Source organism: Streptomyces sp. NPDC016851 (genome assembly GCF_055562795.1).
Map to the genome: position 1 here is coordinate 132,029 of NZ_JBVHEP010000023.1, position 26,182 is coordinate 158,210.

The 26,182-nt window shown below is 72.5% G+C and carries 18 protein-coding genes and 1 pseudogene; 5 read left to right on the top strand and 14 right to left on the bottom strand.

Going from position 1 to position 26,182, the window contains the following annotated elements:
• Positions 1-162 precede the first annotated feature (162 nt).
• Positions 163-2,013, top strand: coding sequence for an alkaline phosphatase family protein (locus ACZ3I3_RS31265; RefSeq protein WP_467370557.1), 1,851 nt, complete (start codon positions 163-165; stop codon positions 2,011-2,013).
• Here the strand turns inward: ACZ3I3_RS31265 and ACZ3I3_RS31270 are convergent.
• The 3 genes from ACZ3I3_RS31270 to ACZ3I3_RS31280 all read right to left on the bottom strand — a co-directional run bounded on the left by ACZ3I3_RS31270 (position 1,985) and on the right by ACZ3I3_RS31280 (position 4,639).
• On the bottom strand, positions 1,985-2,119 hold the full coding sequence (locus ACZ3I3_RS31270) for a hypothetical protein (RefSeq protein ID WP_467370559.1): 135 nt from the start codon (positions 2,117-2,119) through the stop codon (positions 1,985-1,987). The two genes, ACZ3I3_RS31265 and ACZ3I3_RS31270, sit on opposite strands and share 29 nt — an antisense overlap.
• Before the next feature lie 62 nt (positions 2,120-2,181).
• Positions 2,182-3,048 (bottom strand): alpha/beta fold hydrolase, encoded by an 867-nt coding sequence (locus tag ACZ3I3_RS31275; RefSeq protein WP_467370560.1) that lies wholly within the window; start codon positions 3,046-3,048, stop codon positions 2,182-2,184.
• Between the two features lie 64 nt (positions 3,049-3,112).
• A complete protein-coding gene (locus ACZ3I3_RS31280; protein ID WP_467370561.1) occupies positions 3,113-4,639 on the bottom strand; it encodes an acyl-CoA synthetase in 1,527 nt (508 codons plus the stop codon).
• Between the two features lie 155 nt (positions 4,640-4,794).
• Here ACZ3I3_RS31280 and ACZ3I3_RS31285 point away from each other — a divergent pair, with 155 nt between their 5' ends.
• Positions 4,795-7,233, top strand: a complete 2,439-nt coding sequence (locus ACZ3I3_RS31285; RefSeq protein WP_467370563.1) for a penicillin acylase family protein — start codon at positions 4,795-4,797, stop codon at positions 7,231-7,233.
• Positions 7,234-7,304: 71 nt separating this feature from the next.
• On the opposite strand, the gene ACZ3I3_RS31290 is transcribed toward ACZ3I3_RS31285, so the two are convergent.
• The 3 genes from ACZ3I3_RS31290 to ACZ3I3_RS31300 form a co-directional block, all read right to left on the bottom strand.
• Positions 7,305-8,588: a DUF418 domain-containing protein gene (locus ACZ3I3_RS31290; protein ID WP_467370564.1), complete on the bottom strand. Its 1,284-nt coding sequence runs from the start codon at positions 8,586-8,588 to the stop codon at positions 7,305-7,307.
• Between the two features lie 112 nt (positions 8,589-8,700).
• Positions 8,701-10,254 carry an acyl-CoA synthetase gene (locus ACZ3I3_RS31295; protein ID WP_467370566.1) on the bottom strand — a complete coding sequence of 518 codons (1,554 nt, stop codon included), beginning with the start codon at positions 10,252-10,254 and terminating at the stop codon, positions 8,701-8,703.
• Complete coding sequence (locus tag ACZ3I3_RS31300; protein WP_467370568.1) at positions 10,251-11,360, bottom strand: NAD(P)H-dependent flavin oxidoreductase; 1,110 nt, start codon at positions 11,358-11,360, stop codon at positions 10,251-10,253. The genes ACZ3I3_RS31295 and ACZ3I3_RS31300 overlap by 4 nt, the downstream gene beginning before the upstream one ends.
• 62 nt (positions 11,361-11,422) lie before the next feature.
• Here ACZ3I3_RS31300 and ACZ3I3_RS31305 point away from each other — a divergent pair, with 62 nt between their 5' ends.
• Entirely contained in the window at positions 11,423-13,255 is a 1,833-nt protein-coding gene (locus tag ACZ3I3_RS31305) for a serine hydrolase domain-containing protein (protein WP_467370570.1), read from the top strand.
• Between the two features lie 10 nt (positions 13,256-13,265).
• On the opposite strand, the gene ACZ3I3_RS31310 is transcribed toward ACZ3I3_RS31305, so the two are convergent.
• The 4 genes from ACZ3I3_RS31310 to ACZ3I3_RS31325 all read right to left on the bottom strand — a co-directional run bounded on the left by ACZ3I3_RS31310 (position 13,266) and on the right by ACZ3I3_RS31325 (position 18,554).
• Entirely contained in the window at positions 13,266-13,457 is a 192-nt protein-coding gene (locus tag ACZ3I3_RS31310; protein ID WP_356929280.1) for a DUF2795 domain-containing protein, read from the bottom strand.
• Positions 13,458-13,551: 94 nt separating this feature from the next.
• Positions 13,552-15,129 (bottom strand): phytoene desaturase family protein, encoded by a 1,578-nt coding sequence (locus tag ACZ3I3_RS31315; RefSeq protein ID WP_467370572.1) that lies wholly within the window; start codon positions 15,127-15,129, stop codon positions 13,552-13,554.
• A 282-nt stretch (positions 15,130-15,411) separates the two neighbouring features.
• Positions 15,412-17,640, bottom strand: a complete 2,229-nt coding sequence (locus tag ACZ3I3_RS31320) for a serine/threonine-protein kinase (RefSeq protein WP_467370573.1) — start codon at positions 17,638-17,640, stop codon at positions 15,412-15,414.
• Positions 17,641-17,705: 65 nt separating this feature from the next.
• Complete coding sequence (locus ACZ3I3_RS31325) at positions 17,706-18,554, bottom strand: oxygenase MpaB family protein (RefSeq protein ID WP_467370575.1); 849 nt, start codon at positions 18,552-18,554, stop codon at positions 17,706-17,708.
• A 203-nt stretch (positions 18,555-18,757) separates the two neighbouring features.
• On the opposite strand from ACZ3I3_RS31325, the gene ACZ3I3_RS31330 reads away from it, so the two are divergent.
• Positions 18,758-20,275 (top strand): ABC transporter substrate-binding protein, encoded by a 1,518-nt coding sequence (locus ACZ3I3_RS31330; protein WP_467370577.1) that lies wholly within the window; start codon positions 18,758-18,760, stop codon positions 20,273-20,275.
• A gap of 3 nt (positions 20,276-20,278) precedes the next feature.
• Entirely contained in the window at positions 20,279-22,033 is a 1,755-nt protein-coding gene (locus ACZ3I3_RS31335; RefSeq protein WP_467370579.1) for an ABC transporter permease subunit, read from the top strand.
• 52 nt (positions 22,034-22,085) lie between these two features.
• On the opposite strand, the gene ACZ3I3_RS31340 is transcribed toward ACZ3I3_RS31335, so the two are convergent.
• The 4 genes and pseudogenes from ACZ3I3_RS31340 to ACZ3I3_RS31355 all read right to left on the bottom strand — a co-directional run.
• Positions 22,086-23,069, bottom strand: coding sequence for a D-2-hydroxyacid dehydrogenase (locus tag ACZ3I3_RS31340; RefSeq protein ID WP_467370581.1), 984 nt, complete (start codon positions 23,067-23,069; stop codon positions 22,086-22,088).
• 1 nt (position 23,070) lies between these two features.
• Positions 23,071-24,522 (bottom strand): NAD-dependent succinate-semialdehyde dehydrogenase, encoded by a 1,452-nt coding sequence (locus tag ACZ3I3_RS31345; protein WP_467370582.1) that lies wholly within the window; start codon positions 24,520-24,522, stop codon positions 23,071-23,073.
• Positions 24,523-24,564: 42 nt separating this feature from the next.
• Entirely contained in the window at positions 24,565-25,845 is a 1,281-nt protein-coding gene (locus ACZ3I3_RS31350) for an NAD(P)/FAD-dependent oxidoreductase (RefSeq protein ID WP_467370584.1), read from the bottom strand.
• A 151-nt stretch (positions 25,846-25,996) separates the two neighbouring features.
• A pseudogene (locus tag ACZ3I3_RS31355) lies at positions 25,997-26,182 on the bottom strand (ABC transporter permease); the annotation flags it as partial.

Consider the following 26,182-nt stretch of genomic DNA (forward strand, 5'->3'; position numbering starts at 1 on the left):
GGAACGTTCTGACCGGTCCGGTTCCCGGCGTACTCTTTGCGCGCGGTTGACCTTCGTCGTTGAACGGGCGGTGACGGTCGGCCGTACGGAGCATGACGGACCCGGCCCTACGAGCTGGTCCGCCGTGCCAGCAGCAAGGCCATGTACGGAAGGAACCTCCGCGTGTCGCACCACACGCCGTCTCGTCACCTGCCCGACACCGACACGGAAGCCGACACCGCCGCGGCCGATCCGGCGGACGACGGCACCGAGTCAGCGGCCCTCGCGACGGAAGCCGCGGCAGCCGAGACGGAGCCTCAGGACGGCAGCGACAGGGCTACGGACGCGGCCGCACCGGCCACCGCCCGGAAACCCGGCCGATGGCGCGTATGGCGGGGATGGCGGGCAAGGAATCCACGCGCCTCACGCGCCCTGAGCGTCGGCACGACCGTCCTGGCCGGCGCGCTCGTGGTCGTCGCGCTGCTGCTGCCCAACCGGGTCGAGCGGATCGAGTTCGCCTCGTTCCTCCGGATTCCCGCCGAGGGCGTACTGCTCGCGGGGCTGCTGCTCGCGCTGCCGCCGAAGCCCCGGCGGATCATGGCGGTGGTCTCGGGCGCGTTCCTCGGACTGGTCACGGTCCTGAAGTTCGTCGACATGGGCTTCTACCAGGTGCTGGCCCGGCCCTTCGATCTGGTCCTGGACTGGATTCTGATCCAGAACGCCACGGACTTCCTGCGGGAGACGTTCGGCCGTACCGGCCAGGTGCTGGCGGTGATCGGCGTGATCGTGCTGTTCGTCGCCGTGCTGGTCCTCACCACGCTCGCCGTGGTGCGGCTGACGAACCTGATGGTCCGGCACCGTCCCGTCGCCGCCCGGACGACGCTGATCCTCGGCACGGCGTGGATCACCTGTATGACGCTGGGCGTGCAGGTCGGCACCGTGCCGATCGCCACCAAGGGCAACGCGGAGTTCCTCGGCAACCGGGTGGAGCAGGTGCGCGCGGGCCTGAAGGACGCGCGGGTCTTCCGGAAGCAGGCCGCCGTGGACGCCTTCGCGAAGACGCCGCCGGACCAGTTGCTCACCGGCCTGCGCGGCAAGGACGTCCTGTTCACCTTCATCGAGAGCTACGGCCGCGTCGCGATCGACGACCCGGCGATGGCGAAGCAGACCGACGCCGTGCTGAAGGAGGGCACCGGCCGGTTGAAGGCGGCCGGGTTCGAGTCGCGCAGCGGCTGGCTGCAGTCGCCGGTGACGGGCGCGGGCAGCTGGCTCGCCCACTCGACCTTCCTGTCCGGTCTGTGGATCAAGAACCAGCAGCGGTACCGCAGTCTGACCACGAGCGACCGCATGACGCTGACCAAGTACTTCGGGAAGACGGGCGCCTGGCGGACCGTCGGCGTCGTGCCGGGCGTGCGCCGCGCCTGGCCGGAGGGGAAGTACTTCGGCCTGGACCACATCTACGACTCGGAGCACCTCGGCTACCACGGCCCGTACTTCAGCTGGACGCCCGTGCCGGACCAGTTCAGCATGGAGGCCTTCCAGCGTCTGGAGCACGGCAAGAAGGACCGTGAGCCGATCATGGCGGAGATCATCCTGGCCTCCAGCCACAACCCCTGGTCCCCCATCGCCCGCATGATCGACTGGGAGGACCTGGGCGACGGTTCGGTGTTCCACCGGATCAAGAAGGAGGGCACCAACCCCACGGAGGTCTGGAAGGACCCGGAGAAGGTGCGCGCCGAGTACCGCAAGGCCATCGAGTACTCGATCCGGAGCCTGACCGAGTGGGTCGAGCGCTACGGCGACGAGGACACGGTGCTCGTCTTCCTCGGCGACCACCAACCGGTGCCGACGGTCACCGCCGGGGACACCGGCAAGGACGTGCCGGTCACGATCGTCGCGCACGACAAGAAGGTCCTGGACCGGGTCGCCGACTGGGGCTGGACCGACGGCCTCAAGCCGGCCCCGGACGCGCCCCGGTGGGGCATGGACAAGTTCCGCGACCGCTTCATGACGGCGTACGGTCCGCAGGGCTGAGGAACTCCCCCACGGCCACGAGGAACTCCTCGGGCCGTGCCTCGTGCGCGAGATGCCCGGCCAGGGTGATGCCGCTGACCCGCACGGTGTGCGGTTCGGTGTCCATGCCGGGCACGGTAGCGGGATGAGGAACGCGGGCCGGACCCGCTCTGCGGACAGCAGAGGATCTCAGTCGCGTTCGAAGTCCCCCTCGGCTTCCCGTCCTTGAAAGAAGCGCACGACCCGTCGCACGAACCACTCCGGGTCGTCCAGCCACGGGTAGTGGCCGGCCCCTGGCTGTACCGCGAGCTCGGCCGCCGGGAACGCCTCGGCCGCACGCCGGGCCAGGTCGGGACGCGGGCCGCCGTCGACCTCACCGGCGAGGACCAGCACCGGGCCGGTGACGCGGGCGAGCGCGGCCCGCGTCGCGACCGGGTCGTAGGCGCCGTCCGCCCCGTAGCGGTCCGCCGCGTCGTCGTTGGTCTCGTCCTCCTCGCGGTCGGCGTGGGCGCGGGCCGTGTCGTCCCACCGGCCGTAGAAGAACGGCAGGAACACGGGGTCGAAGTCACCGGTGCCGGACAGCCAGGCCTCGAACGCCGGGAACGCGTCGGCGAACCAGGGTTCCGGCGCGCGCAGCCGGGCCGCCGCCAGCCGGTCCTCGGCCGTCGCCGGCAGGCCCAGTGCCCACGGGGTGGCGGTGATGAGCGCCAGCCGTCCCAGCCGCTCCGGATACCGGGCCGCGTACAGCAGGGCGAGACTGCCGCCCGCCGAGTGTGCGAGCACGTCCATCCACTCCAGGCCCAGGTGGCGGCGCAGCGCTTCGACGTCGTCCACGAGCCGGTCGCAGCGGTACGTCGCCGGATCGTCGGGCACCGCGGACTGTCCTGTGCCGCGCAGGTCGAGGAAGACCAGCCGCCGGTGGGCGTCGAGTCCGCCCAGGTTCCCGAGGTACGTGGACGCGCGCATGGGCCCGCCGGGCAGCACGAGCAGCGGCTCACCCGTACCGCGTAGGTGACAGGTGAGCCGGGTCCCGTCCGGGGCTGTGAAGATCGGCATGGCGTCGATCCTCACGCCCTCGCGGTCTTCGGCACAACGGGTTTCGCCGACCGGCTGCGCGGTGTCATCCGTCCGAGGCCGCGGGTCCCGCCTCTCCCCCGAGGCTCTTCCTGAGCTCCCGCTTGAGGATCTTCCCGCTGGCGTTGCGCGGGAGGCCATCCACGAACACCACCCGCTTCGGGGCCTTGAAGGGGGTGAGCTTCTCGCGGGTGTGGGCAATGAGTTCGGCCTCGGTGACCTCGCCGCGGGGGACGACGACGGCCGTGACGGCCTCGATCCAGCGTTCGTCGGGCAGGCCCACGACCGCGGCCTCGGCGACCTGGGGATGGGTGTAGAGCGCGTCCTCTACCTGGCGTGAAGCGACCAGGACGCCACCGGAGTTGATGACGTCCTTCACCCGGTCGACGATCGTGTAGTAGCCGTGCGCGTCTCGTACGGCGAGGTCCCCGGAGCGGAACCAGCCGTCGCGGAAGGCCTCGGCGGTCTCCTCGGGCTTGTCCCAGTAGCCCTCGCACAGTTGCGGAGAGCGGTAGACGATCTCGCCGGGGGTGCCGTCCGGTACGTCCTTGCCGTCCTCGTCGACGACCCGCGCGTCGACGAACAGCACCGGACGGCCGCAGGAGTCCATGCGCCCCTTGTGTTCGTCGGGGGCCAGGACGGTGGCCAGGGGCCCGATCTCGCTCTGTCCGAAGCAGTTGTAGAAGGCCAGGTCCGGCAGGCGTTCCTTCAGCCGTTCCAGGACGGGGACCGGCATGATCGACGCCCCGTAGTACGCCTTGCGCAGGCCGCTCAGGTCGCGGGTCGCGAAGTCAGGGCGGTTGGACAGGGCGATCCAGACGGTCGGCGGAGCGAACAGGCTGTCCACGCGGCCCGCTTCGACCAGGTCGAAGAGCCGGTCGCCGTCGGGCGCGTCGAGGATGATGTTCGTCGCGCCGACCGCGAGGTAAGGCAGCAGGAAGACGTGCATCTGCGCCGAGTGGTAGAGCGGCAGCGAATGCGCGGGACGGTCGCCCGCGCTGAGGTCGAGGGCGGTGATCGCGCTCAGGTACTCGTGGACCAGGGCCCGGTGCGTCATCATCGCGCCCTTGGGCAGGGCGGTCGTCCCGGACGTGTACAGCAGCTGCACGAGGTCCTCGGTGCGCGGCTCGGGGCCGTCGTACGGGGGCGCCTCGGCCAGCCGGGTGAGGAGGGAGTCGTCGGCGTCGCGCAGGGGCAACGACCGTACGCCGTCGGGGAGTCGCGCGGCGAGGCCCGGGTCGGCGAGGACGAGGCTGCTGCCGGACTGGCCGACGATGTAGGCGAGGTCGTCGCCGGTCAGGTTCTGGTTGACGGGTACGTGCACCAGGCCGGCGCGTGCGCAGGCAAGGAAGGCGATCAGGTAGGCGTCGGAGTTGTGGCCGTAGGCGCCCACCCGGTCGCCCGGGGACAGCCCCTGGCCGAGGAGGACGCTCGCGGCGCGGGAGACGGCGCTGTCCAGTTCGTCGTACGTCCAGGTGCGGTCGCCGTACTCCACCGCGACGCGCGCCGGGGTGCGCCGGGCGGTGCGTCGCAGGACTCCGTCGACCGTGCTGCCGTGTCCGGGCGTCGTCATGACACCTGATCCTCGGTTCACCGCCGGGCGAGGTCAAGGACCGACCGGCTCAACCCTGCCGCCGCCGGAGGCGTCCGAGGTCATGGTACGGAGGTGCGCACGCGGCACGTCCGTACCCTCAAGTCTCCTTTCCCTCACTGACGTTGGAGGGCACGATGCGCAGCCGCCTGAGACGACTCGTTGTCGGGGCCACGGCCCTGTTCACGGCCGCGTCCGCGTTACCCGCGGCCGCCGCCCCTGGCCCGGGACGGGCGGAGCAGCACCCGTCCCGCGACGGTCTGTCCGCCGTCATCCGCTACACCGAGTACGGCATCCCGCACATCCTCGCGAAGGACTACGCCGGCCTGGGCTTCGGTACGGGCTGGGCGCAGGCGTCCGACGAGGTCTGCACGCTCGCCGACGGGTTCGTGACCCTGCGGGGCGAGCGCTCCCGGTACTTCGGCGCCGCCGCGGCCGCCGGCGGCTCCCTCTCCGGGGCCAGGACGAATCTCGCCAGTGACCTGTACTTCCGCGGGGTCCGTGAGACCCGCACGGTGGAGAAGCTGCTCGCCGAGCCGGCGCCCGTGGGCCCGAGCCGTGAGGTCCGGGACATGATGCGCGGCTGGGCGGCCGGTTACAACGCCTGGCTGAAGCAGAAGAAGATCACGGATCCCGCCTGCGCGGGCGCCTCCTGGGTCCGTCCGGTCACCGAGCTGGACGTGGCGGCCCGTGGCCTCGCCATCGCCTCGATCTCCGGCGAGGGACGCTTCGTGGACACGATCACGGCCGCGCAGCCACCGGCCGGAGCCGGCACCGCCTCCGGCACCCCGTCCTCCCGGCCCGCCGCCCGCACGCCGGACGCGAAGGCCGTGGCGACGGCGGCCGACGAGCTGTGGGGCGACCCGGACATGGGGTCCAACGCGGTCGCCTTCCGCGGCGACACCACGGCGAACGGCAGCGGTCTGCTGCTGGGCAACCCGCACTACCCGTGGCAGGGCGGGCGCCGGTTCTGGCAGTCGCAGCAGACGATCCCCGGCGAGCTGAACGTGTCCGGTGGCTCTCTGCTCGGTACCCCGGCGATCTCCATCGGGTTCAACGCACATGTGGCGTGGAGCCACACCGTCTCGACCGGGGTACCGGCCAACCTCCACCAGCTGACGCTGGATCCGGCCGATCCCACGACGTACCTCGTGGACGGCGAGCCGGAGCGCATGAAGAAGCGGACCGTGACGGTCGCGGTGAAGGACGGCGCGCCGGTGACCCGCACCCAGTGGTGGACCCGCTACGGCCCTGTCGTCACCTCCCTGAACTCACAGGTCCCGCTGCCGTGGACGGGGACGACGGCCTACGCCCTGCACGACCCGAACGCCGCGAACCTCCGCTTCGCCGACACCTCGCTCGGCTTCAGCAAGGCGCGCAGCACGAACGACGTCCTCGGGTCCCTCGCCCGGCACCAGGGCATCCCCTGGGTGAACACGATCGCCGCCGACCGCGCGGGGCATTCCCTCTTCACCCAGTCCCAGGTGCTCCCGCGCATCACCGATGAGTTGGCGGGGCGCTGCTCGACGGCGCTGGGCAGGACCACGTATCCGGCGTCCGGCATCGCGATCCTCGACGGCTCGCGCGGCGACTGCGCCCTGGGCAGCGATCCCGGCGCGGTGGCGCCGGGCATCTTCGGGCCGGCGCGGATGCCGACGCTCAAGGACGCGCCATACGTGGAGAACTCCAACGACACCGCGTGGATGACCAACGCCGACCGGCCGATCACCGGATACGAGCGGGTCTTCGGCACGGCGAAGACGGAGCTCGGCCTGCGCACGCGCGGCGGGATCGAGGACGTGGCGGCGATGGCGGACCGGGGCCGGCTGACCGTACGCGACCTGCAACGGCAGCAGTTCGCCAACCGGGTGCCCGCCGGTGATCTCACTGCGACGGACGTCGCACGGGCGTGCGCCGCGCTGCCCGGCGGCACGGCGGCGGGCAGCGACGGCAAGGCGGTCGACGTGTCGGAGGCCTGTGAAGTGCTGACGGCGTGGGACCGCACCATGAACACGGGAAGCAGGGGCGCGCTGCTGTTCGACCGCTTCTGGCGGAAGCTGGAACGGGCGGTGCCGGAGGCCGAGTTGTGGAAGGTGCCGTTCTCGGTTGCGGACCCGGTGCGTACGCCGAACACGCTGAACACGGACGCGCCCGGCTTCGCCGTCGCCCTCGCCGACGCGGTGGCGGAACTGCGCGCGGCGGGCATCGCGCTCGACGCGCCGCTCGGTGCGCACCAGTTCGTCGTCCGGGGCGGTGAGCGCCTTCCGGTGCCCGGCGGCTCGGGGCGGATCGGCGTGTGGAACGTGCTCGAACCGCAGTGGAACGCGGCCCAGGGCGGCTACACGGAGGTGCCGTTCGGCAGCAGTCACCTCCAGGCGGTGGGCTGGGACGGCAGCCGCTGCCCGGTGGCCCGCACCCTGCTGACGTACTCCCAGTCGTCGAACCCGGGGTCTCCGCACCACGCGGACCAGACGCGGCTGTTCTCCGACGAGAAGTGGGTGACGTCGCGCTTCTGCGAGAAGGACATCCTGTCCTCGCCGAAGCTGAAGGTCGTCCGGGTGCACGAGCGCCGCTGACCACGGCCGGCGGGGGTGCCGCTTCCGGTGGAGCGGCACCCCCGTTCGTCTCGTCACCCCCGTTCGTCTCGTCAGCCCCGGTCTGCCCGGGGCCCGTACATCAGCCGGCGCAGGACCGCTTCGGCGGGGCCCCGGCGGCCGGCCCGTTCCAGGGCGTACGCCCCGGCCACGGTGACCAGCCAGACGGCGCACGCGAAGAGCGCCATGGTGGTGCTGCCCAGGTGTGCGCCGAGGCCGAGTCCCCAGGCGGCCAGCACCGGGGCGAAGAGCAGCGAGTGGGCGAGGTAGCAGGACAGGGACCGTTTGCCGACCGCAGCCACCGCCGTCACCGCCGTCGCGCCGCGCCGGGGCCCGCGGGTGGTCCACCAGTGGGCGAAGAGGGCGACGGCCGCGACATAGCCGAGGCCCGCGGCGTTGCCGGTGATGTCGCGGAGGGCCGTGAGCGCCCCGGATTCGCTCTGCATGTCGTCCGGCACGTCGAGGACGCCGACGTGGGCGAGGGCGGCGGGCAGTGCGCCGAGCCAGCCGACCGTGATGCCGATGACCGCCGTCCGTCGCAGCAGCGTGCGGTGGCGCCCCGGTTCCTCCAGGACGCGGCGGCGCGCGGCCCAGAAGCCGAGCAGGAAGACGATGTATCCGCCGCCGACGAGGGTCAGCGCGGCGGCCCCCAAGGTGATGAGCAGGCCGGTCTGGAGCCGGGTGCCCGCCGCGGTGAGCCAGTTCTCCTCGTCCGATGCGAACGCCTTGAAGCCGGCCTCGGCGTCGGCGTCACCCAGCGTGCCCAGCTCGCCCTGGAGCAGCGCGGCGATGACCGGCCCGGCCGTGACGAGGACCATCAGGGCGACTCCGATCCAGATCCACCAGGTCAGGGCTCGGTCGCTGCGCCGCAGGAAGACCAGGCCCAGTACGAGGCTCAGGACCCCGTAGAAGCCGAGGATGTCCCCGGCCATCAGCAGGGTGGCGTGGGCCAGGCCGATGACGATCAGCCAGAGGCTGCGTCTGCGAAGGGCCTTCGCGGCGTCGCGCCCGTCGGTGCCGGCGGCGGTCTGCCGGAGGTAGAGCTGCATCATGCCGTAGCCGAAGAGGAAGGCGAAGAGCGGGTAGATCCGCAGGTCGAGCATCATGATCATGGTGAACTGCACGGCGTGGTCCAGCCATGAACCGTCCACGGGCTGCCATCCGGAGGGCCCGCGCCGGGCCGCCCACAGATGGAAGGCCGTGTTGGACAGCACGATGAACAGGAGCATGATCCCGCGGGCGAGATCGGGGGCGAGGGCCCGTTCGCCCGGCCGTACGCCCCCGCGCCGCAGCGGTCCCTCTTCGGTCGCGATCGTCATGGCTTCACGCATCGTCATGGCTTCACGCTAGGAAGGCGGGGCCCGGCCGGACATCGGCCGGAGGGCGAGCGGGCGCCGACCAAAGGATGACGCCCGGGCCCGCCGGTGCGACCAAAGCCGCACCGCCGTGTCACACCGGCCGGGTCCGGCCCTCCCAGTACGGCTCCCGCAGACGTCGCTTGTACAGCTTGCCGTTGGGGTCACGGGGCATCTCGGTGATGAAGTCGACGCTCCTGGGCCGCTTGTAGCCGGCGAGCCGGTGCGCGCAGTGGTCGAGGAGGTCGGCCGCGAGGGCGGGCCCGGGCCGGTGTCCGGGGGCCGGTTCGACGACGGCCTTGACCTCCTCGCCCCAGTCGTGGTGCGGGATGCCGAAGACGGCGGCGTCCGCGACGGCGGGGTGGGCGAGCAGGGCCGACTCGATCTCGGCCGGGTAGATGTTGACGCCGCCGGAGATGATCAGGTCGATCTTGCGGTCGCGCAGGAAGAGGTAGCCGTCCTCGTCGAGGTGGCCGAGGTCGCCGACGGTGAAGAAGTCGCCGATGCGGTTCTTGCGGGTCTTGGCCTCGTCCTTGTGGTAGGAGAAGCCGCCGGTGTTCATCTTCATGTAGACGGTGCCGAGTTCGCCGGGCGGCAGCCGGTTGCCGTCGTCGTCGAAGATCGCCAGTTCGCTGATGGGCCAGGCCTTGCCGACGGTGCCGGGCTTCTTCAGCCAGTCCTCGGCGGTGGCGAAGGCGCCGCCGCCCTCGCTGGCCGCGTAGTACTCCTCCACACAGGGGCCCCACCAGTCGAGCATGGCCCGTTTCACGTGGTCGGGACAGGGGGCGGCGCCGTGGATGGCGTGCCGCATGGAGGACACGTCGTAGCGGTCCTTCACCTCGTCGGGCAGGGCCAGCAGGCGGTGGAACTGGGTGGGGACCATATGGGTGTGGGTGCAGTGGTGGCGGTCGATGAGGCGGAGCATCTCCTCGGGCGTCCACTTGTCCATCAGGACCAGCCGGTGGCCGATGTGCAGGGACGCGCCCGCGAACTGCAGGACGGCCGTGTGGTACAGCGGCGAGCACACCAGGTGGACATTGTCGTCGAACGGCCGGATGCCGAAGATGCCGAGGAAGCCACCGAGGTACGCCTCCTCCGGGGGCTTTCCGGGCAGCGGGCGGCGGATGCCGCGGGGGCGGCCGGTGGTGCCGGAGGTGTAGTTCATGACCCAGCCGAGGGTGCGGTCGGCGGGCGGCGACTCCGGCTGCCCGTCGAGGAGTTCGGCGTAGGGGCGGAAGCCCTCGACCGGGCCGACGGCGTACCGGTGGGTGGCCGGGAGACCCGCCTCGTCCGCGGCCGCGCGTGCCGCGTCGGCGAAGCGCTCGTGGGCGAGGAGGACCTTGGCGCCGGAGTCGGAGACGATCCAGGCGATCTCCGGTCCGACCAGGTGGTGGTTGACGGGGACGAGGTAGAACCCGGCCTGGCTGGCGGCGAGGTACGCGGTGAGGAACTCGACGCCGTTGGGCAGGACGACCGCGAAGGTGTCGCCGCGTTCCAGCCCGGCCGCGCGCAGGCCGTGGACGAGCCGGTTGGCTGCGGCGTGCAGGCGTCCGGCGCTCCACTCCTCGCCGTCGGGGGCGACCAGGACCGCGCGGTCGGGGTCGGCGGTGGCCTGGGCCCAGAAGCCCGCGGGAACGCTGCTGCTCACTGGCCGCTCCTTCCGGCGATGCGGTTGACGCGGTCCACGGCCTGTTCGAAGCCGCGGGTGAGGTCGTCGAAGACGGCCTGGACACTGCGTTCGCTGTTCATCCGGCCGACGATCTGCCCGACCGGGGTGCCGAGCAGCGGGTCGACCTCGTACTTCTGGATGCGCGAGACGGCCTCGGCGACCAGCAGTCCCTGCAACGGCATGGGCAGCGTGCCCGGGCCGTCCGGGTCGTCCCAGGCGTCGGTCCACTCGGTGCGGAGCTGGCGTGCGGGCTTGCCGGTCAGTGCGCGGGAGCGGACGGTGTCGCCGGAGCCGGCCGCGAGCAGCTTGCGGGTGAGGGCGGGCGAGTGGAGGTCCGCTTCTGTGGTGGTCAGCCATAGGGAGCCCAGCCACACTCCTTGAGCGCCGAGCGTGAGTGCGGCAGCCACCTGCTGTCCGCTGCCGATGCCACCGGCGGCCAGCACGGGCAGCGGGGCGACGGCGTCGACGACCTCGGGGGTGAGCACCATGGAGGCGATCTCGCCGGTGTGGCCGCCGGCCTCGTAGCCCTGCGCGACGACGATGTCGATCCCGGCCTCTTGGTGCTTGCGGGCGTGCCGGGCGCTGCCCGCGAGGGCTGCGACGAGGACGTCCTGGTCGTGGGCGCGGGCGATGACGTCGGCGGGCGGGGAGCCGAGGGCGTTGGCCAGAAGCCGGATCGGGTAGTCGAAGGCGACGTCGAGCTGGGAGCGGGCGACCTGCTCCATCCAGCCGGTGATGCGCCAGCCGGACGCCTCGCCCTCGGCGAGTTCGGGCACGCCGTGTTTGGCGAGGGTGTCCCGGACGAACTGCCGGTGCCCCTCGGGGATCATCGCCTCGACATCCGCCTCGGTGACGCCCTCGACCTTCTTGGCCGGCATGACGACGTCCAGGCCGTAAGGGCGGCCGTCGATGTGCGCCTCGATCCAGTCCAGGTCGCGTTTGAGCTCGTCGGGGGCGGTGTAGCGGACCGCGCCGAGTACCCCGAAGCCGCCGGCCCGGCTGATGGCCGCGGCGACGGCGGGGAACGGCGTGAAGCCGAAGACGGCGTGCTCGATTCCCAGTTTCTGGCTCAGCTCCGTCTGCATGGGCGCAGGATGCCGGAGTCCTCCGGAGGATGGAAGGGGTTTTCTGATGCACCGTCAGATTTATGGGCGGTGCTCGGGGACATACTGTCCGGGACGTCCAGGGCGGTTCGGCGGAAGGATGCGCGGTGACCGAAGGCACGGCAGACAGAGCGACGACGAACGGCGGGCTGACGCGCAGACGTGCCCTGGTCCTGGGTGGCGCCCTGGCCCTCGCCCCCTTACCCGCCGAGGCAGCCCCGGTCACGGGACGTCCCACCCTGCGGCACGGCTCGGCCGCCCGTGCCGGGCTGCTCCCCTCCCATCTTCGGCAACTCGTCACCGACGCCGAGACGTTCCTCGGCCCCTCCCCCAAGCACCCCTGGTACGCGGGCGCCGTCCTGCTCGCCGGACGGGGCGGCACCGTCGCCCTGCACCGGCCCATCGGCATGGCGGTGCGCTACAGGGCCTACGACGAGAAGACCGACACGGGCGTCGAGTTCCCGGCCGGCGAGCAGATCCCCATGGCCGAGGACACCGTCTTCGACCTGGCGTCGGTGTCGAAGCTGTTCACCTCGATCCTGGCCGTGCAGCAGATGGAACGGGGCGGGCTGGAACTGGAGGCGAAGGTCGCCTCGTACCTGCCGGACTTCGGGCGCGCGGGCAAGCAGGACATCACGATCCGTCAGCTGCTGACGCACACCTCGGGCTTCCGCGCCTGGATCCCGCTGTACAGCGCGCCGACGTACGAGGAGAAGCTCCGGCTCATCTGGGACGAGGCACCGGTCAGCGCGCCGGGCACGGCGTATCTGTACTCGGACCTGAACCTCATCTCGCTCCAGCTCGTGCTGGAGCGGATCACGGGCCGCTCCCTGGACGTCCTCCTGCGCGACGAGATCACCGCCCCACTGGGCCTGCGCCGCACCCGCTACAACCCGCCCGCCTCCTGGCGGCCGAACATCGCGGCCACGGAGGACGCGCGGGCGCCGTGGTCCGGGCTGGACCGGGGCCTGGTGTGGGGCGAGGTGCACGACGAGAACGCCTTCAGCCTCGGCGGGGTCGCGGGCCACGCGGGCGTGTTCTCCGACGCCTGGGACCTCGCGGTCCTCGGCCGTACGCTGCTCAACGGCGGCGTGTACGGGCGGGCCCGGATCCTGACGCCCGAGTCGGTGGAGCTGTTGTTCACCGACTTCAACACCGCGTTCCCCGGGGACGAACACGGCCTCGGCTTCGAGCTCTACCAGCACTGGTACATGGGTGCGATGGCCACCCCGCGCAGTGCCGGGCACACCGGGTTCACGGGCACCTCGCTGGTGCTCGACCCGACGACCGACTCCTTCCTCGTCGTCCTGGGCAACTCGGTGCATCCCGTGCGGAGTTGGCGATCCGGGTCGGCTCCGCGGGTGGCCGCCGCGAACAACCTGGCACGGGCCGTGCCGGTCCGGCCGGCGCGGGGACGCAGGGCCTGGTTCTCCGGCATGGCGGTCTCCAACACGGCGACCCTCACCCTGCCCACGCTCGACACGTCGTCCGGCCGGGGGCGGCTGCGCTGCGCGCTGTGGTGGGACACCGAGCCCAAGTCCGACGTCCTGGTCCTGGAGGCCACGGCCGACGGCGGTACGACCTGGCAGCCGGTGCCCTTCACGACGTCCCGCCGGGGCGAGGCCCCCCGGCCGCACCCGTCCGGCTCGGTGACCGGCTGGTCCGGCCGCGTCTGGCACGGCCTCACCGCCGGCCTCCCCGCCGCGCGCCGGCTCACCGTGCGGTGGCGGTACGCGACGGACCGGCTGTACGTCGGCCGCGGCGTCTACGTGGACGGGCTGCGCGTGGACGCGGCCGACGGCGTCCTCTTCGACGAGGCGCGCCCGGCGGACGCGTCGCGCGTCGAAGCGGTGGGGTGGACGCCGTCGGCCGACTGAGCGGGCCGGGTCACTGGTTGAAGACGGCCTTCTGCACCTCGTTGGGGCCGTCGAAGCGGTCCTCCTTCAGGCCGTCGAGGGTCCTGACGACCTTCTCGTCGGCGTGGTTGTTGCGGGCACGCTCCACCAGGTGCTGCTTGTCCGTGGGGTAGTCCATGCCCTTGAGGGCCTTCTGAAGGTCGGTCGGGCTGAGCTCGGCCATGAGATCCTCCCGTAGCTGGTACGACCGTCCGCGCGGGGCGATCGGTGGTACGGATGCCTTCGTCTGTCGGAGTGCCCCACAGGAGGGCAGTGATTCAGTCGCTTCCGCTTTCGAGCACCGCCATGGCCGCGTTGTGCCCCGGCACCCCGCTCACTCCGCCCCCGCGCACCGCGCCGGCCCCGCACAGCAGCACGTTCGCGTGCCGGGTCTCCACGCCCCAGCGGCCGGTGCCGTCCTGGGTGTGGGGCCAGCTCAGCTCGCGGTGGAAGATGTTGCCGCCGGGCAGCCCGAGGTCCCGTTCCAGGTCGAGCGGGGTCCGGGCCTCGATGCAGGGCCGTCCGTCCGCGTCGGTGGCCAGGCAGTCGGCGAGGGGTTCGGCCAGATGGGCGTCGAGCTGGGCGAGCGTCGACTTCAGCAGCTCCTCGCGTACGGCGTCGTTGTCCCGCTCGAACAGGCGGGCCGGGGTGTGCAGGCCGAACAGGGTGAGCGTCTGGTAGCCCTGGTCGGCCAGGTCCGGGCCGAGGATGGTCGGGTCGGTGAGCGAGTGGCAGTAGATCTCGGAGGGCGGCGCGGCCGGGAGGTCACCGGCGGCGGCCTGGGCGTGGGCGGTGGCCAGCTGCTCGTAGCCCTCGGCGATGTGGAAGGTGCCGGCGAACGCCTCGCGTGGGTCTACCGCGCTGTCGCGCAGCCGCGGCAGCCGCTCGAGCAGCATGTTCACCTTGAGCTGGGCGCCCTCGGCGGGAGACGGGGGTGTGTCGCCGGTGAGCTCCGCCAGGGCATTCGGGGAGGCGTTGACCAGGACATGCCGGGCGGCGACGGTCCCCTCGCCGTCGGCGGTGCGGTAGGTGACCTCGGCCTTCTGACCGTCCGTGGCGACGCGCAGCGCCTCGTGTCCGGTGGCGAGGACGGCGCCCGCCGCGCGTGCCGCGTCGGCCAGTGCGTCGGTGAGGGCGCCCATGCCGCCCACCGGCACGTCCCAGTCGCCGGTGCCGCCGCCGATCACGTGGTAGAGGAAGCAGCGGTTCTGCTTCAGCGACGGGTCATGGGCGTCGGCGAAGGTGCCGATGAGCGCGTCGGTGAGGACCACGCCGCGCACCAGGTCGTCCGTGAAGCGCTCCTCGACGGCGACCCCGATCGGCTCCTCGAACAGAATCCGCCAGGCCTCCTCGTCGTCGAGGCGGCGGCGCAGTTCCTCGCGGGTGGGCAGCGGCTCGGTGAGGGTCGGGAAGACCCGCTGGGCGACCCGGCCCGTCATGCCGTAGAACTCCTGCCAGGCCCGGTACTCGCGGTCGGAGCCGGTGAGCCGGGCGAACGCCTCCCTGGTCCGCCGCTCGCCCCCGCCGACGAGGAGCCCGGTGGGACGGCCGTCGCGTTCGGCGGGCGTGTACGAGGAGATGGTCCGGGTGCGTACCCGGAAGTCCAGGCCGAGGTCCCGCACGATCTTCTTCGGCAGCAGGCTGACCAGGTACGAGTAGCGCGACAGCCGGGCGTCGACTCCGGCGAAGGGCCGGGTGGACACCGCCGCGCCGCCGGTGTGGTCCAGCCGCTCCAGCACCAGCACGGATCGGCCGGCCCGGGCCAGGTAGGCGGCGGCGACCAGGCCGTTGTGGCCGCCGCCGACGATGACGGCGTCGTACGTCCGGTGTGCGCGGGGTCCCAGGGGTGCGGTCATGGTTCTTCGTAACACGGGGTGATCCAGGTCGGCCAGACGACCGCGCATGTGCGCACGCGTCCGTCGGCGGGCCGACGCCGGTCACCACTCGGCCACGTCACCTCGGCGGGGGCGAGCGCCACGCGGGACGGTGCGGAGGACTGGGCGCGGCCTGGGCGGCGGCGGTCCCGCGCAGCCTGGCCGACAGGGCGCTCCCCCATACACGCCACCCCCCTGGTCACCACCCAGCCGACGCGCCCTCCCCGTACACGTCCACCGTCACCACGCCACCCCCGCGCCTCGTCACCGCCCGACAGCCGCCCCCTGCCCCCGCAGGGCCGCCACCCTGCGGTACAGGGCCACGGCCTCCTCGCCGCGGCCCAGTTGCTGGAGGCAGTGCGCTTCGTCGTTGCGGCTGGCGAGGGTGTCGGGGTGGTCCACGCCGAGGACGCGTTCGCGGGCCGCGGCCACCCGGCGGTACTCGGTGAGCGCGTCGGACCAGCGGCCCAGCCAGCCGAGGCCGACGGCGACCTCGCGGCGGCTGACCAGGGTGTCCGGGTGGTCGGGGCCGAGGACCCGCTCGCGGGCGGCGCTCACGGCACGGGACTCGGCGAGTGCCTCCTCCCAGCGGCCGAGCCGGCCGAGGTTGACGCAGCGGCCGTGGCGGGCGCGCAGGGTCTCGGGGTGGGCGGGGCCCTGGACCCGGGTGCGGTCGTCGGTCAGGGCGCTGTAGTGGTCCAGGGCCTCGGCGCTGCGGCCGAGGCGGCCCAGGCTGATGCCGATCTCGTGGCGGGCGGCGAGCGTGTCGGGGTGGTCGGGGCCGAGCGCGCGGGCGCGGGCCTCGGCGACCTCGCGGTACGTCTCCAGGGCCTCGGCCCACCGGCCCAGCTGGCCGAGCGCGTAGGCGACCTCGTAGCGGGTGACCAGGGTGTCTGGGTGGTCGGGGCCGAGCACCCGGGCGCGGGCGGCGGCCACCTCGCGGGCCAGGCGGTGGGAGTCCTCCAGGCGGCCCAGGCGGCTGAGGTTGAAGGCGAGGTTGTGCCGGCAGCGCAGGGTGTCCGGGTGGTCGGGACCCATCGTGCGCTCACGGGCGGCGAGCACGGCCGTGTACACCCGGTGCGCGTCGAAGGGGCGGCCGAGCTGGCCGAGCACGTAGGCCATCTCCTGGCGGGCCGCGAGTGTGTCGGGGTGGTCGGCGCCGAGCGTGCGGATCCTGGCCTCGGTGACGTGCTTGTACTCGCGCAGGGCGTCCGGGGCGCGGCCGGTGCGGCTGAGGGTGAAGGCGACCTCGTAGCGGCTGGCGAGGGTGTCCGGGTGGTCGGGGCCGAGCAGGTGCTCGCGTTCGGCGGCGACCGCCCGGTGCACCTCCCCCGCTTCCGCCCAGCGGCCGAGCCGGCCGAGGCTGAGGCCCGCGTTGTGCCGGCCGGCCAGGGCGGTCAGGACTTCCGGGGGCGGGGCGGGCCGCTCCTCGGGGACGGGTTCCTCGACGGGGCCGGTGGCGGGCCGTGCGATCCACTCGCCGGACAGTCCGGCCGCCGGGTCGGCCGGCGTGCCGCGCAGCCCGGTGCCGGCCGCCTTGCGGCCCGTGGTCATGCCGTGGGTCCAGGACGGCAGCCGGCCCGCGCGGGCCGGTTCGTCCGGGGCGGGGCGGGCCGCCACGAAGGCCGGCACGTAGGCGGGCGCGGCCCGGTGCGCGCTGATCCGGCGCGCCAGCTCGCGGGCGTCGCCGGGGCGTTCACCGGGTTCCTTGGCGAGCAGGTCGAGGATGACCTGCTCCAGGTACCCGGGCAGTTCGGGGCGGTGCTCGCGCGGCGGGCGGGGCGGGGTGTCGCGGTGGCCGAGGAGGATCGCCCAGGCGTCGTCGAGGTCGAACGGCGGTACGCCGGTGGCGATCTCGTAGAGCACGCAGCCGAAGGAGTACAGGTCGCTGCGCTGGTCGACCTCGGTGCCGCCGATCTGCTCGGGGGACATGTAGTGCGGGGTGCCCATGGCGATGCCGGTGCCGGTCAGCCGGGAGGTGAAGCCGATGTCGTGGCCGAGGCGGGCGATGCCGAAGTCGCAGATCTTCACCGTGCCGTCGCCGATCCGCACGATGTTGGCGGGTTTCAGATCGCGGTGGACGATGCCCTGTTCGTGGCAGTAGGCGAGGGCTGCGGCGACCTGCTCGGCGATCTCCACGACGTCCGCGACCGGCAGCGGGTGCTGCTTGTTGTCCTCCAGGAGCTGGCTGAGGTTGCGGCCGTCCAGCAGCTCCATGACGAGGTAGAGGACGCCGTCGGACTCGCCGAAGTCGTGCACGACGGTGATGCCGCGGTGCTGGAGCGCGGCGGCCACCCGGGCCTCACGGCGGAACCGCTCCCGCAGTACGCGGGTGAACGCGTGGTCGTGGTTCGGGCCCAGCGGTTTGAGGCACTTGACCGCGACGTGCCGGCCCAGGGACTCGTCCCGGGCCCGCCACACCTCGCCCATGCCGCCGCGCCCGATCCGGTCGAGCAGCCGGTACCGGCCGTGGATGAGCCTGGTCTCCCCCATGTCGCGCGACGCTCCCCCCGGTAGCTGTTCGCCCGCCCCTCCCCTGGTCCACCCAGTATGGCGGTCTATCGTCCGAGTTTGTACGGTGCCGGCCGCGCGTCCGGGCCGAGCCTCGCCATGGCGCGCAGGATGTGTTTGGGCGGGAGTTGCCACCGCACACGTGCGGGAACGCGGCGCAGCAGGAGGCCGGTGAGACGCAGTTGCCGGGTGGCGGTGGCGGGTGCCGGGGCCGGTCTGCCGTACAACTCGTGGGCGTACGGAGGCAGAGAGGCGTACGCCAGTTGTGCCACGCGCCGCCACAACACCTCGCGCAACGGTACGAGAAGGGGATGCGCCGGCGGGTGGAGCAGGAAGTCGTCCACGTCGCGCGCCTCGGGCCCGGCGGCCAGTTCGGGGCGCACCTTCTCGAAGTACGCCGCGAGTTGGGCCCGGTCGGCGGGCACGGCGGCGGGGTCGAGGCCCACCAGGCGTGCGCTCTCCCGGTGTTCGGCCACGTAGCGGTCGGCCTCGGCGTCGGTGAGCCGGAATCCGGACCTGCGCAGGACGTCCAGGTAGGAGTCGATCTCGGCGCAGTGCACCCAGAGGAGCAGGCCGGGTTCGTCGACGCCGTAGCGCTCGCCGGTGTCCGGGTCGGTCGCCGTCAGCATGCTGTGGATCTTCCGGACGCGGGCGCCCGCCCGCTCGGCGGCCTCGGTGGTGCCGTATGTCGTGGTGCCGACGAAGTTCGCGGTGCGCATCAGGCGGCCCCAGGCGTCGCGCCGGAAGTCCGAGTTCTGCATGACGCCGCGTACCGCGCGGGGGTGCAGGGCCTGGAGGTAGAGCGCCCGGATGCCGGCGATCCACATCATGGGGTCACCGTGCATCTGCCAGGTCACCGAACCGGGACCGAACAGCCCGGGGTCCGCGCCGGTCATGCGACTCACCTCCGCCCGGCGCCCACGATGGCACAGTTCGAACAGCCGGTCGATACCGCCGTCTTCACCCCCGAACCGTCCGGTTGTTGAGATTTCACCCACCCGGTACGGGGTTTGGTAAGGCTCTCCTTATATGCTGTCGCCGCCGATCAAGCCCCTCCGGGCCGCTGCGGCATGCCCGGCCCCCGCACGACAGGACTGACATGCGCACCACCTCCCGCGGCCTCATAGCGGCGCTCACTCTCACCCCTCTGCTGGCCGGCTGCTTCGCACCGGGCGACAGCGACGACGGCGCCGGGGCGGGATCGGGCGGGCGGCTGCGGATCGCCATGGCCGTCCCTCCCGTGCAGGCCCTCTCCCCCTACAGCAACGACGCCACCGTGCTGAGCAAGCTGTCCGTCGCCGAGGGCCTCACCGCCCTCGACAAGAACGGCACGGCCAAGCCCGCGCTGGCGAAGTCCTGGAAGCAGGACGACGCCACCACCTGGACCTTCGAGCTGCGCAAGGCCGAGTTCCAGGACGGCACCGCACTCACCGCCCAGTCCGTCGTCAACGCGCTCGACCACGCGGGCGCGGCCAAGCCGAAGCCGCGTGTGCTGAGCGACGTGACGCTCACCGCCAAGGCCGACGACGCGGACACCGTCACTCTCACCACGAAGTCACCCGACCCGGTGCTGCCGCTGCGACTGGCCAGTCCGGCGCTGGCGGTCCTGTCGGCCAAGGCGTACGCGAAGGACGGCAAGGTCAGCCCGGTCGGCACCGGCACCGGCCCGTTCGAGATCACCCGGCTCGGCGGCAAGACCAAGGCGACGCTCGACCGCTTCGACGGCTACTGGGGCGGCAAGGCGAAGGCTCCCGGCATCGACGTGAGCTGGATCGCGGACGGCACCGCCCGCGCCAACGCCCTGCGCGGCGGCGAGGCCGACATCGCCGAGTGGATCCCCACCGCCCAGGCGAAGCTGCTCGACAAGGACACGCGGCACGAGGTGCCCTCCGTACGCACCGACAGCCTGATCCTCAACACCGGCAGCGGCCTGTTCACCGACGCCGGTCTGCGCGCTGCCGCCCGGGAGGCAGTCGACGGTTCCGCCCTGGTCGACTCCGTCTTCGGCGGGTACGCCGACCCCGCGCAGGGCCTGTTCGGGCCCGCCGTGCCGTGGGCCGCCGACAAGCGGGTGGACGTGACCGGCCGCTCCAAGGCCGACACGACCGCCCAGGTGAAGGCCGGGACCAAGGGCAGGACGCTGCGGCTGGCCACCTACACCAACCGGGCCGAGCTCCCCGAGGCCGCGACCGTGCTCCAGCAGCAGTTGGAGAAGGCCGGGTTCACCGTGAAGCAGGACGTGCGCGAGTACACGCAGATGGAGGCCGACCTGCTCGCCGGGAAGTACGACGCCCTCGTCTTCTCCCGGGTGACGCTCCTCGACACCGGTGACGCGGTCGACTACCTCGCGAGCGACTTCACCAGCGAGGGCGTCTACAACATCCCCGGGCTGAAGGACGCCGCGGTGGACAAGGCCATCCGGGCCGCCGCCGCGGAGCGCGACACGCAGCGCCGCCAGGAGAAGATCATGCGGGCGGAGGCGGCGATCCTGCGCACCGACGCCGTCGTGCCGCTGGTCCACGAGCAGGTGGTGCAGGGTATCGCCACCGGTGTCGAGGGCGTGATCCTCGACCCACGGGAGCGCTCGCTCGTCGACGTCGACACGCACGCCGGGTAACGCATGAGCGTCGCCCACGCCCCCGCCGCCCGCCTGTCCCTCTGGCCGGCGGCGGCCGGCCGTGTGCTCGCCGGAGCCGTGCTGCTCGCGGCGGTGGCCCTGCTGCCGTGGCTGACCGGCGCCGACCCGGCCCGCACGGTGCTGCGCGCCCGCTCCGCCGACCAGAACCCGACCGCCGCGGAACTCGCCACCGTACGCGAGCAGTTGGGGCTGGACGAGGGGCCGTTCGCGCATCTCGCACACTGGCTGGGCGGCCTGCCCCGCGGAGACGCGGGTGTCTCGTGGGTCTCCGGCGAACCGGTCATGCCGCAGGTGGGGACCGCCCTGTCGGTCTCCCTGACGATGATGCTGGGCGCGCTCGTGGTGACCGCGCTGGTCGCCGCGCTGGTGTGTGCCCGCACCGTGTTCCTCGGCTCCCGGCGCCGGCTGCGGCAGGACCGGACGGGCACCACGGCCGCCGTGCTGGCCGCGCTGCCGAAGTTCCTGCTCGCCTCGGTGCTGGCCACCGTGTGCGGGGTCTGGTGGGGATGGTTCCCGTCCAGCGGCTGGGAGGGGCCGCAGTCGATGGTGCTGCCCTCGCTCGCCCTCGGCATCCCCTCGGGCGCGATGCTCGGCGGGCTGCTCGACCAGGCGCTGCCCGCCGCCTTCCACGAACCCTGGGCGCGCACGGCGTACGCCGTCGGGCTCCCGCCCGGCAACATCGCCCGCAACGCGCTGCGCCGCACCCTGCCCGGCATGATGCCGCAGTTGCTGCCGACGGTCGTGGCCCTGGTCGGCGGTGCCGTCGCGGTGGAGAAGATCTTCAACATCCCGGGGCTCGGCCGGCTCGCCCTGGAGGCCGCCGTCGCGCAGGACCTCCCGGTGCTCCAGACCGCGACCCTGGCGCTGGTCCTGCTCGGCGTGAGCGCCGGCATCCTGATCCGGGCCCTGCGCCACGCCCTCCTCGGCCGCCCCCTGCGCGACGGTGCCCTGCCGGCCCTGCACCGGCCCCCGCTCGTCCCGCCGCGCTCCCTGCGCTGGATCACCGCGGTGTGTGCGGTGGCCCTGCTGGCCCTCGTCACAGCCGGCCTGCTCCGCGACCCCTTGCAGGTCGACACCGCGGCGCGGCTGGTGTCACCGTCCCTCGAACACCCGCTGGGCACGGACGCGCTGGGCCGGGATCTGCTGGCCCGGCTCGGCCACGGGGCGCTGCGCACGGCCGGTGTCGCCTTCGCCGTGACGGTGGTCAGCGCGGTCAGCGGACTCCTGCTGGGCATGGCACCGCGGGCGAGCGCCGGCCCGACGGAGGTCGCGTCGACCCTGCCCGCGGTCCTCACCGGACTGCTGATCGCGGGCGTGACCGGGCCCTCGGTGTGGGGCGCGGCGATCGCGGTCTGCGTGGTCGGCTGGAGCCCGTACGCCGCCCAGACCGCCGCCCTGCTCGAACAGGAACGCGCGAGCGGTCACATCGCCGCCTCCGTCGCGCTCGGCGCGGGACGGCTGCACCTGTTGCGCCGCCACCTGCTCCCCGCGGTGCTGCCGGCCCTCCTGCGCAACGCCCTGCTGCGGCTGCCGACCGCCGTCCTGGTCCTGGCCTCGCTCGGCTTCCTCGGCCTGGGCGAACAGCCGCCCACCCCCGAGTGGGGCAGGCTCCTGTCGGAGAACCAGCCGTACGCCGAACTGGCCCCCTGGACGGTGCTGGGCCCGGCCGCCGCGCTGGTGGTGCTCTCCGTGCTGGCGGTGACGGGCAGCGCGCTGGGACGCGAGAAAGGCGAGTAACAGGCGCCCCGGCCCGTTCAGTCCATGGGCCGGGGCGCCTGTTGCCCGCCCTTCAGACGGGGCGCGTCTCGTCGACCACGTAGCCCCGCCGCTTGTCCACGACGTTGCGCAGGGGGCGGCCCTCGATGTGCCGGGTGAGGTTGTCGAGGAACACCTCGACGAGCGCCTCCCGCTCGCCGGTGGTCTCGCCCGCCGTGTGCGGGGAGATCATCACGCCGGGCATGTCCCACAGGGGTGATTCGGCCGGCAGCGGCTCCTGGCCGAAGACGTCCAGGGCGGCGCCGGCGAGCCGGCCGGCGGCGAGGTGGTCGATGAGCGCCTCCTCGTCGACGAGTCCGCCCCGGCCCACGTTGATCAGCCGTGCCCCCGGCTTCATGGCCGCCAGCACGGAGGCGTCGACCATGCCCCGGGTGCCCTTGGTGAGGGGCGCGGCCAGGACGACGTAATCCGCCTCCTTCAGAGCCGGGGTCAAGGTCGCCGAGCCGTGGACGGTGCCGAAGTCGGGATCGTCCGTGCGCGCCTTGCGGCCGGCGCCGCAGACCCGCATCCCGACGGCGCCCAGCAGCCGGGCGATGGCCCGGCCGATCGGCCCCGTCCCCCAGACCAGCACCGTGCGTCCGGTGATGCCGTCGCTGAAGCGCGGACGCCACTCGCGACGCCGCTGGTGCTCCCAGGTGCCGGGGAAGTCCTTGGCGAGGGCGAGGATCAGACCGAGGACGTACTCGGCGGTCGGCTCGTCGTACACCCCGCGGGCATTGGTGAGGACGACACCCGGATCGTCCACCAGGGCGGGGAAGAGGAGGGAGTCCACGCCCGCGGAGGACGCGTGCACCCAGCGGGGCGCCTTCTCGGGGTTGTCGGGCCAGGCCTCGCGGATGGCCGGGGTGATGGTGACCCAGGCCAGGAGGGCGTCGGCGCCGGGGAGGAGGTAGGGCAGTTCCTCCTCGGTGGCGTAGACGGTGTCCGCGAGGCGTTCGATGAGCCCGGTGGCGGGTGGCCGGTTGCCCCGGTAGAGGACGACGAGTCGCTCAGGCATGTCATGCTCCGACGGGAACGGCGATGTACTTGTACTCGAGGAACTCGCCGATGCCGACGCGTCCGCCTTCGCGGCCGAGGCCGGACTGCTTGACGCCGCCGAAGGGGGCGGCGGGGTTGGAGACGAGGCCGGTGTTGAGGCCGATCATGCCGCTTTCGAGGCGTTCGGCGACGCGCAGCGCGCGGTCGAGATTCTGGGTGAACAGGTAGGCGGCCAGGCCGAATTCGGTGTTGTTGGCGGCGGTGACGGCCTCGTCCTCGGTCTCGAAGGTGAGGAGGGCGGCGACGGGGCCGAAGACCTCGGTGTCGTTGATGACGGCGTCGGCGGAGATGCCGGTCAGGACGGTGGGCGGGTAGAAACAGCCGGGGCCTTCGGGCAGCTCGCCGCCGGTGAGGACGGTGGCGCCGCGCTTGACGGCGTCGCGCACCACGTCGTGGGCCTTGCTGCGGCCGGCCTGGTCGATGAGGGGTCCGACGTCGGTTCCGGGTTCGGTGCCGTCGCCGACGGTCAGGCCGGCCATGCGGGCGGCGAGGCGGGCGGCGAACTCCTCGGCGACGGAGGTGTGGACGTAGATGCGGTTGGCGGCGCAGCAGGACTCGCCCATGTTGCGCATCTTGGCGACCATGGTGCCCTCGACGGCGACGTCGAGATCGGCGTCGTCGAAGACGATGAGGGGGGCGTTGCCGCCCAGTTCCATGGAGGTGCGGACGACGGTGTCGGCGCACTGGGCCAGCAGGATCCGACCGACCTGGGTGGAGCCGGTGAAGGACAGCTTGCGGATCTGCCCCCCGCGCAGCAGCGGCTCGACGACACCGGCGGCGTCGGTGGTGACGACGACGTTCAGGACGCCGTCGGGCAGACCGGCTTCCTTCAGGATCGCGGCGAGGGCGAGGCTGGTCAGGGGGGTCTGGGGAGCGGGTTTGAGGACGATGGTGCAGCCGGCGGCGATGGCGGGGCCGATCTTGCGGGTGCCCATGGCCAGGGGGAAGTTCCACGGGGTGATCAGCAGGCAGGGGCCGACCGGCTGGCGGGTGACCAGGAGGCGGTTCTTGCCGTCGGGGGCAGTCATCATGCCGCCGTCGATACGGACGGCTTCCTCGGAGAACCAGCGGAAGAACTCGGCACCGTAGGCGACTTCGGCACGCGACTCCGCCAGGGGCTTGCCCATCTCCAGCGTCATCAGCAGCGCGAGGTCCTCGGTGCGCGCGATGATGAGGTCGTAGGCGCGGCGCAGGATCTCGCTGCGCACGCGGGGCGGAGTGGCGGCCCAGGAAGCCTGCGCGGCGACCGCCGCCTCGACGGCACGCCGGCCGTCGGCGGGTGAGGCGTCGGCGACCCGGCACAGCTCCTCACCGGTGGCCGGGTTGTCGACGGACAGCGTCCGGCCGGACTCCGCGTCCTGCCAACCACCGCCGATGAACAGCTGCTTGGGAACATCACGGACAACAGTCATCTCGAGGTCTCCTTGTATGCGTAGAGGTGCGCTGCCGCACGGTCAGCGGATGCGGTCCAGCGTCTTGTAGTAGGCACCCGCGAAGGGCAGGAACCAGGCGGTGCCGTTGTAGAGGGGGATGCGGGGCGGGGCCAGGTCGCGCACCGGGCTGACCTCGGGGTGGCCGTCCATCACCTCAGCCATGACCTGACCCATGTGCGTCGCCATCTGCACGCCGTGGCCCGCGTATCCCATGGAGTAGTAGACGCCGTCCTCGGTCTGCCCGGCGTGCACGATGCGATCCATGGCGAAGCCGACGGAGCCGCCCCACACGTACTCGACCTTCGTCCGGGCGAGCTGGGGGAAGATCTCGCACATCTCACGGAACAGCACGGCCCCGCTCTTCTTGTCCGAGGTGGGGTCGGACGGTGCGAAGCGGGCGCGGCCGCCGAACAGCAGCCGGTTGTCCGGGGTGAGCCGGAAGTAGTGGCAGACCTGGTTGGAGTCGACGATGAGCCGGGCCTTGGGGATGATGTCCCGGGCGAGCTGCTCGCCGAGCGGCTCGGTCACGATGATGAAGCTGCCCAGGCAGACCTGCTGGCGGCGCAGCCACGGGAAGTTCTTGTCGGTGTAGGCGTCGGTGGCCATCATGACCTGCCCGGCACGGATCACACCGCGCTCGGTGCTGACCTCGAAACGGCCGGAGGCGGTGCGCCGGACGCCGATGGCCGCGTTGCGCTCGTGGATCTCGACACCGGTGCGCTCGCAGGCCTCGGCCATGCCGCGCACGAAGCGGCCGACGTGCAGCGCGGCGCTGAACGGGTCGAGCAGGCCGCCGTGGTAGGCGTCGGATCCGATCTCGGAACGCAGCTCGGACTTGCTGACCAGTGTGGTCTCGTGGCCGAAGTACTTGGCCAGGTCGCGCTGTTGGGCCTTCTTGCTCTCGAAGTGCGCCGGGCGGGAGGCCACGCCCAGGCGTCCGACGCGGCTGAACTGGCAGTCGATGGACTCCTCGTTCACGAGCCGCTCGACGGTGTCCACGGCCTCGCCGTAGGAGTTGTAGATCTCGCGGGCCCGCTCGAGTCCGTACCGGCGGATGGCCTGGTTCACGCCGATCGTGAAGCCCAGGTTCGCCATGCCGCCGTTGCGTGCCGAGGCACCGGAGCCGATCTGGCCCTTCTCGACGAGGGTGACACGGGCGCCCTTGCGGGCGGCGTGCAGGGCGGTGGACAGACCCGTCAGGCCGGCGCCGACGACCACCAGGTCGGTGTCCTCGGTCAAAGGCTTGCCGGACCGGTCCGGGAATGCCCCGGCGGTTTCTATCCAGTAGGGAATCGTCTTCATTGCGGGTCTCCTGCGAGGAAGTCTTCGGGGGATGCCGGCCGGGCACCCGCTCGGGGGCCCGGCCGACGGCGCTGTCAGCGGTAGCGCGGCCCGTGCCGGCGCGCGGCTCAGGTGAGGGGCACCAGCGGGTGCGGCTGAGCGGTGGCGGCGGTCATACGGCCTCGCCTGTGGGGGTGGCGATGCCTGCCGTGTTCTCGACCGACAGCAGGGAGTTCTGCCGTCCGGTGCCGAGCCAGCGCACCAGGGCCACCAGGGCGAGGGCGAGGATCGCGAAGGCGATGAGGATGGCGCTGACGGCGGTGACGCTGGGGTCGATGTCGAAGGTGAGGGAGTTGTA

Excerpts from the sequence above, each read along its gene's own strand:
- ACZ3I3_RS31290 (WP_467370564.1), bottom strand. The coding sequence starts at position 8,588 with ATGACGATGCGTGAAGCCATGACGATCGCGACCGAAGAGGGACCGCTG.
- ACZ3I3_RS31350 (WP_467370584.1), bottom strand. The coding sequence starts at position 25,845 with ATGAAGACGATTCCCTACTGGATAGAAACCGCCGGGGCATTCCCGGAC.
- ACZ3I3_RS31285 (WP_467370563.1), top strand. The coding sequence starts at position 4,795 with ATGCGCAGCCGCCTGAGACGACTCGTTGTCGGGGCCACGGCCCTGTTC.
- ACZ3I3_RS31330 (WP_467370577.1), top strand. The coding sequence starts at position 18,758 with ATGCGCACCACCTCCCGCGGCCTCATAGCGGCGCTCACTCTCACCCCT.
- ACZ3I3_RS31335 (WP_467370579.1), top strand. The coding sequence starts at position 20,279 with ATGAGCGTCGCCCACGCCCCCGCCGCCCGCCTGTCCCTCTGGCCGGCG.
- ACZ3I3_RS31300 (WP_467370568.1), bottom strand. The coding sequence starts at position 11,360 with ATGCAGACGGAGCTGAGCCAGAAACTGGGAATCGAGCACGCCGTCTTC.
- ACZ3I3_RS31275 (WP_467370560.1), bottom strand. The coding sequence starts at position 3,048 with ATGCCGATCTTCACAGCCCCGGACGGGACCCGGCTCACCTGTCACCTA.
- ACZ3I3_RS31325 (WP_467370575.1), bottom strand. The coding sequence starts at position 18,554 with ATGACCGGCGCGGACCCCGGGCTGTTCGGTCCCGGTTCGGTGACCTGG.
- ACZ3I3_RS31310 (WP_356929280.1), bottom strand. The coding sequence starts at position 13,457 with ATGGCCGAGCTCAGCCCGACCGACCTTCAGAAGGCCCTCAAGGGCATG.
- ACZ3I3_RS31340 (WP_467370581.1), bottom strand. The coding sequence starts at position 23,069 with ATGCCTGAGCGACTCGTCGTCCTCTACCGGGGCAACCGGCCACCCGCC.
- ACZ3I3_RS31305 (WP_467370570.1), top strand. The coding sequence starts at position 11,423 with ATGGGCGGTGCTCGGGGACATACTGTCCGGGACGTCCAGGGCGGTTCG.
- ACZ3I3_RS31315 (WP_467370572.1), bottom strand. The coding sequence starts at position 15,129 with ATGACCGCACCCCTGGGACCCCGCGCACACCGGACGTACGACGCCGTC.
- ACZ3I3_RS31345 (WP_467370582.1), bottom strand. The coding sequence starts at position 24,522 with ATGACTGTTGTCCGTGATGTTCCCAAGCAGCTGTTCATCGGCGGTGGT.
- ACZ3I3_RS31320 (WP_467370573.1), bottom strand. The coding sequence starts at position 17,640 with ATGGGGGAGACCAGGCTCATCCACGGCCGGTACCGGCTGCTCGACCGG.
- ACZ3I3_RS31280 (WP_467370561.1), bottom strand. The coding sequence starts at position 4,639 with ATGACGACGCCCGGACACGGCAGCACGGTCGACGGAGTCCTGCGACGC.
- ACZ3I3_RS31270 (WP_467370559.1), bottom strand. The coding sequence starts at position 2,119 with ATGGACACCGAACCGCACACCGTGCGGGTCAGCGGCATCACCCTGGCC.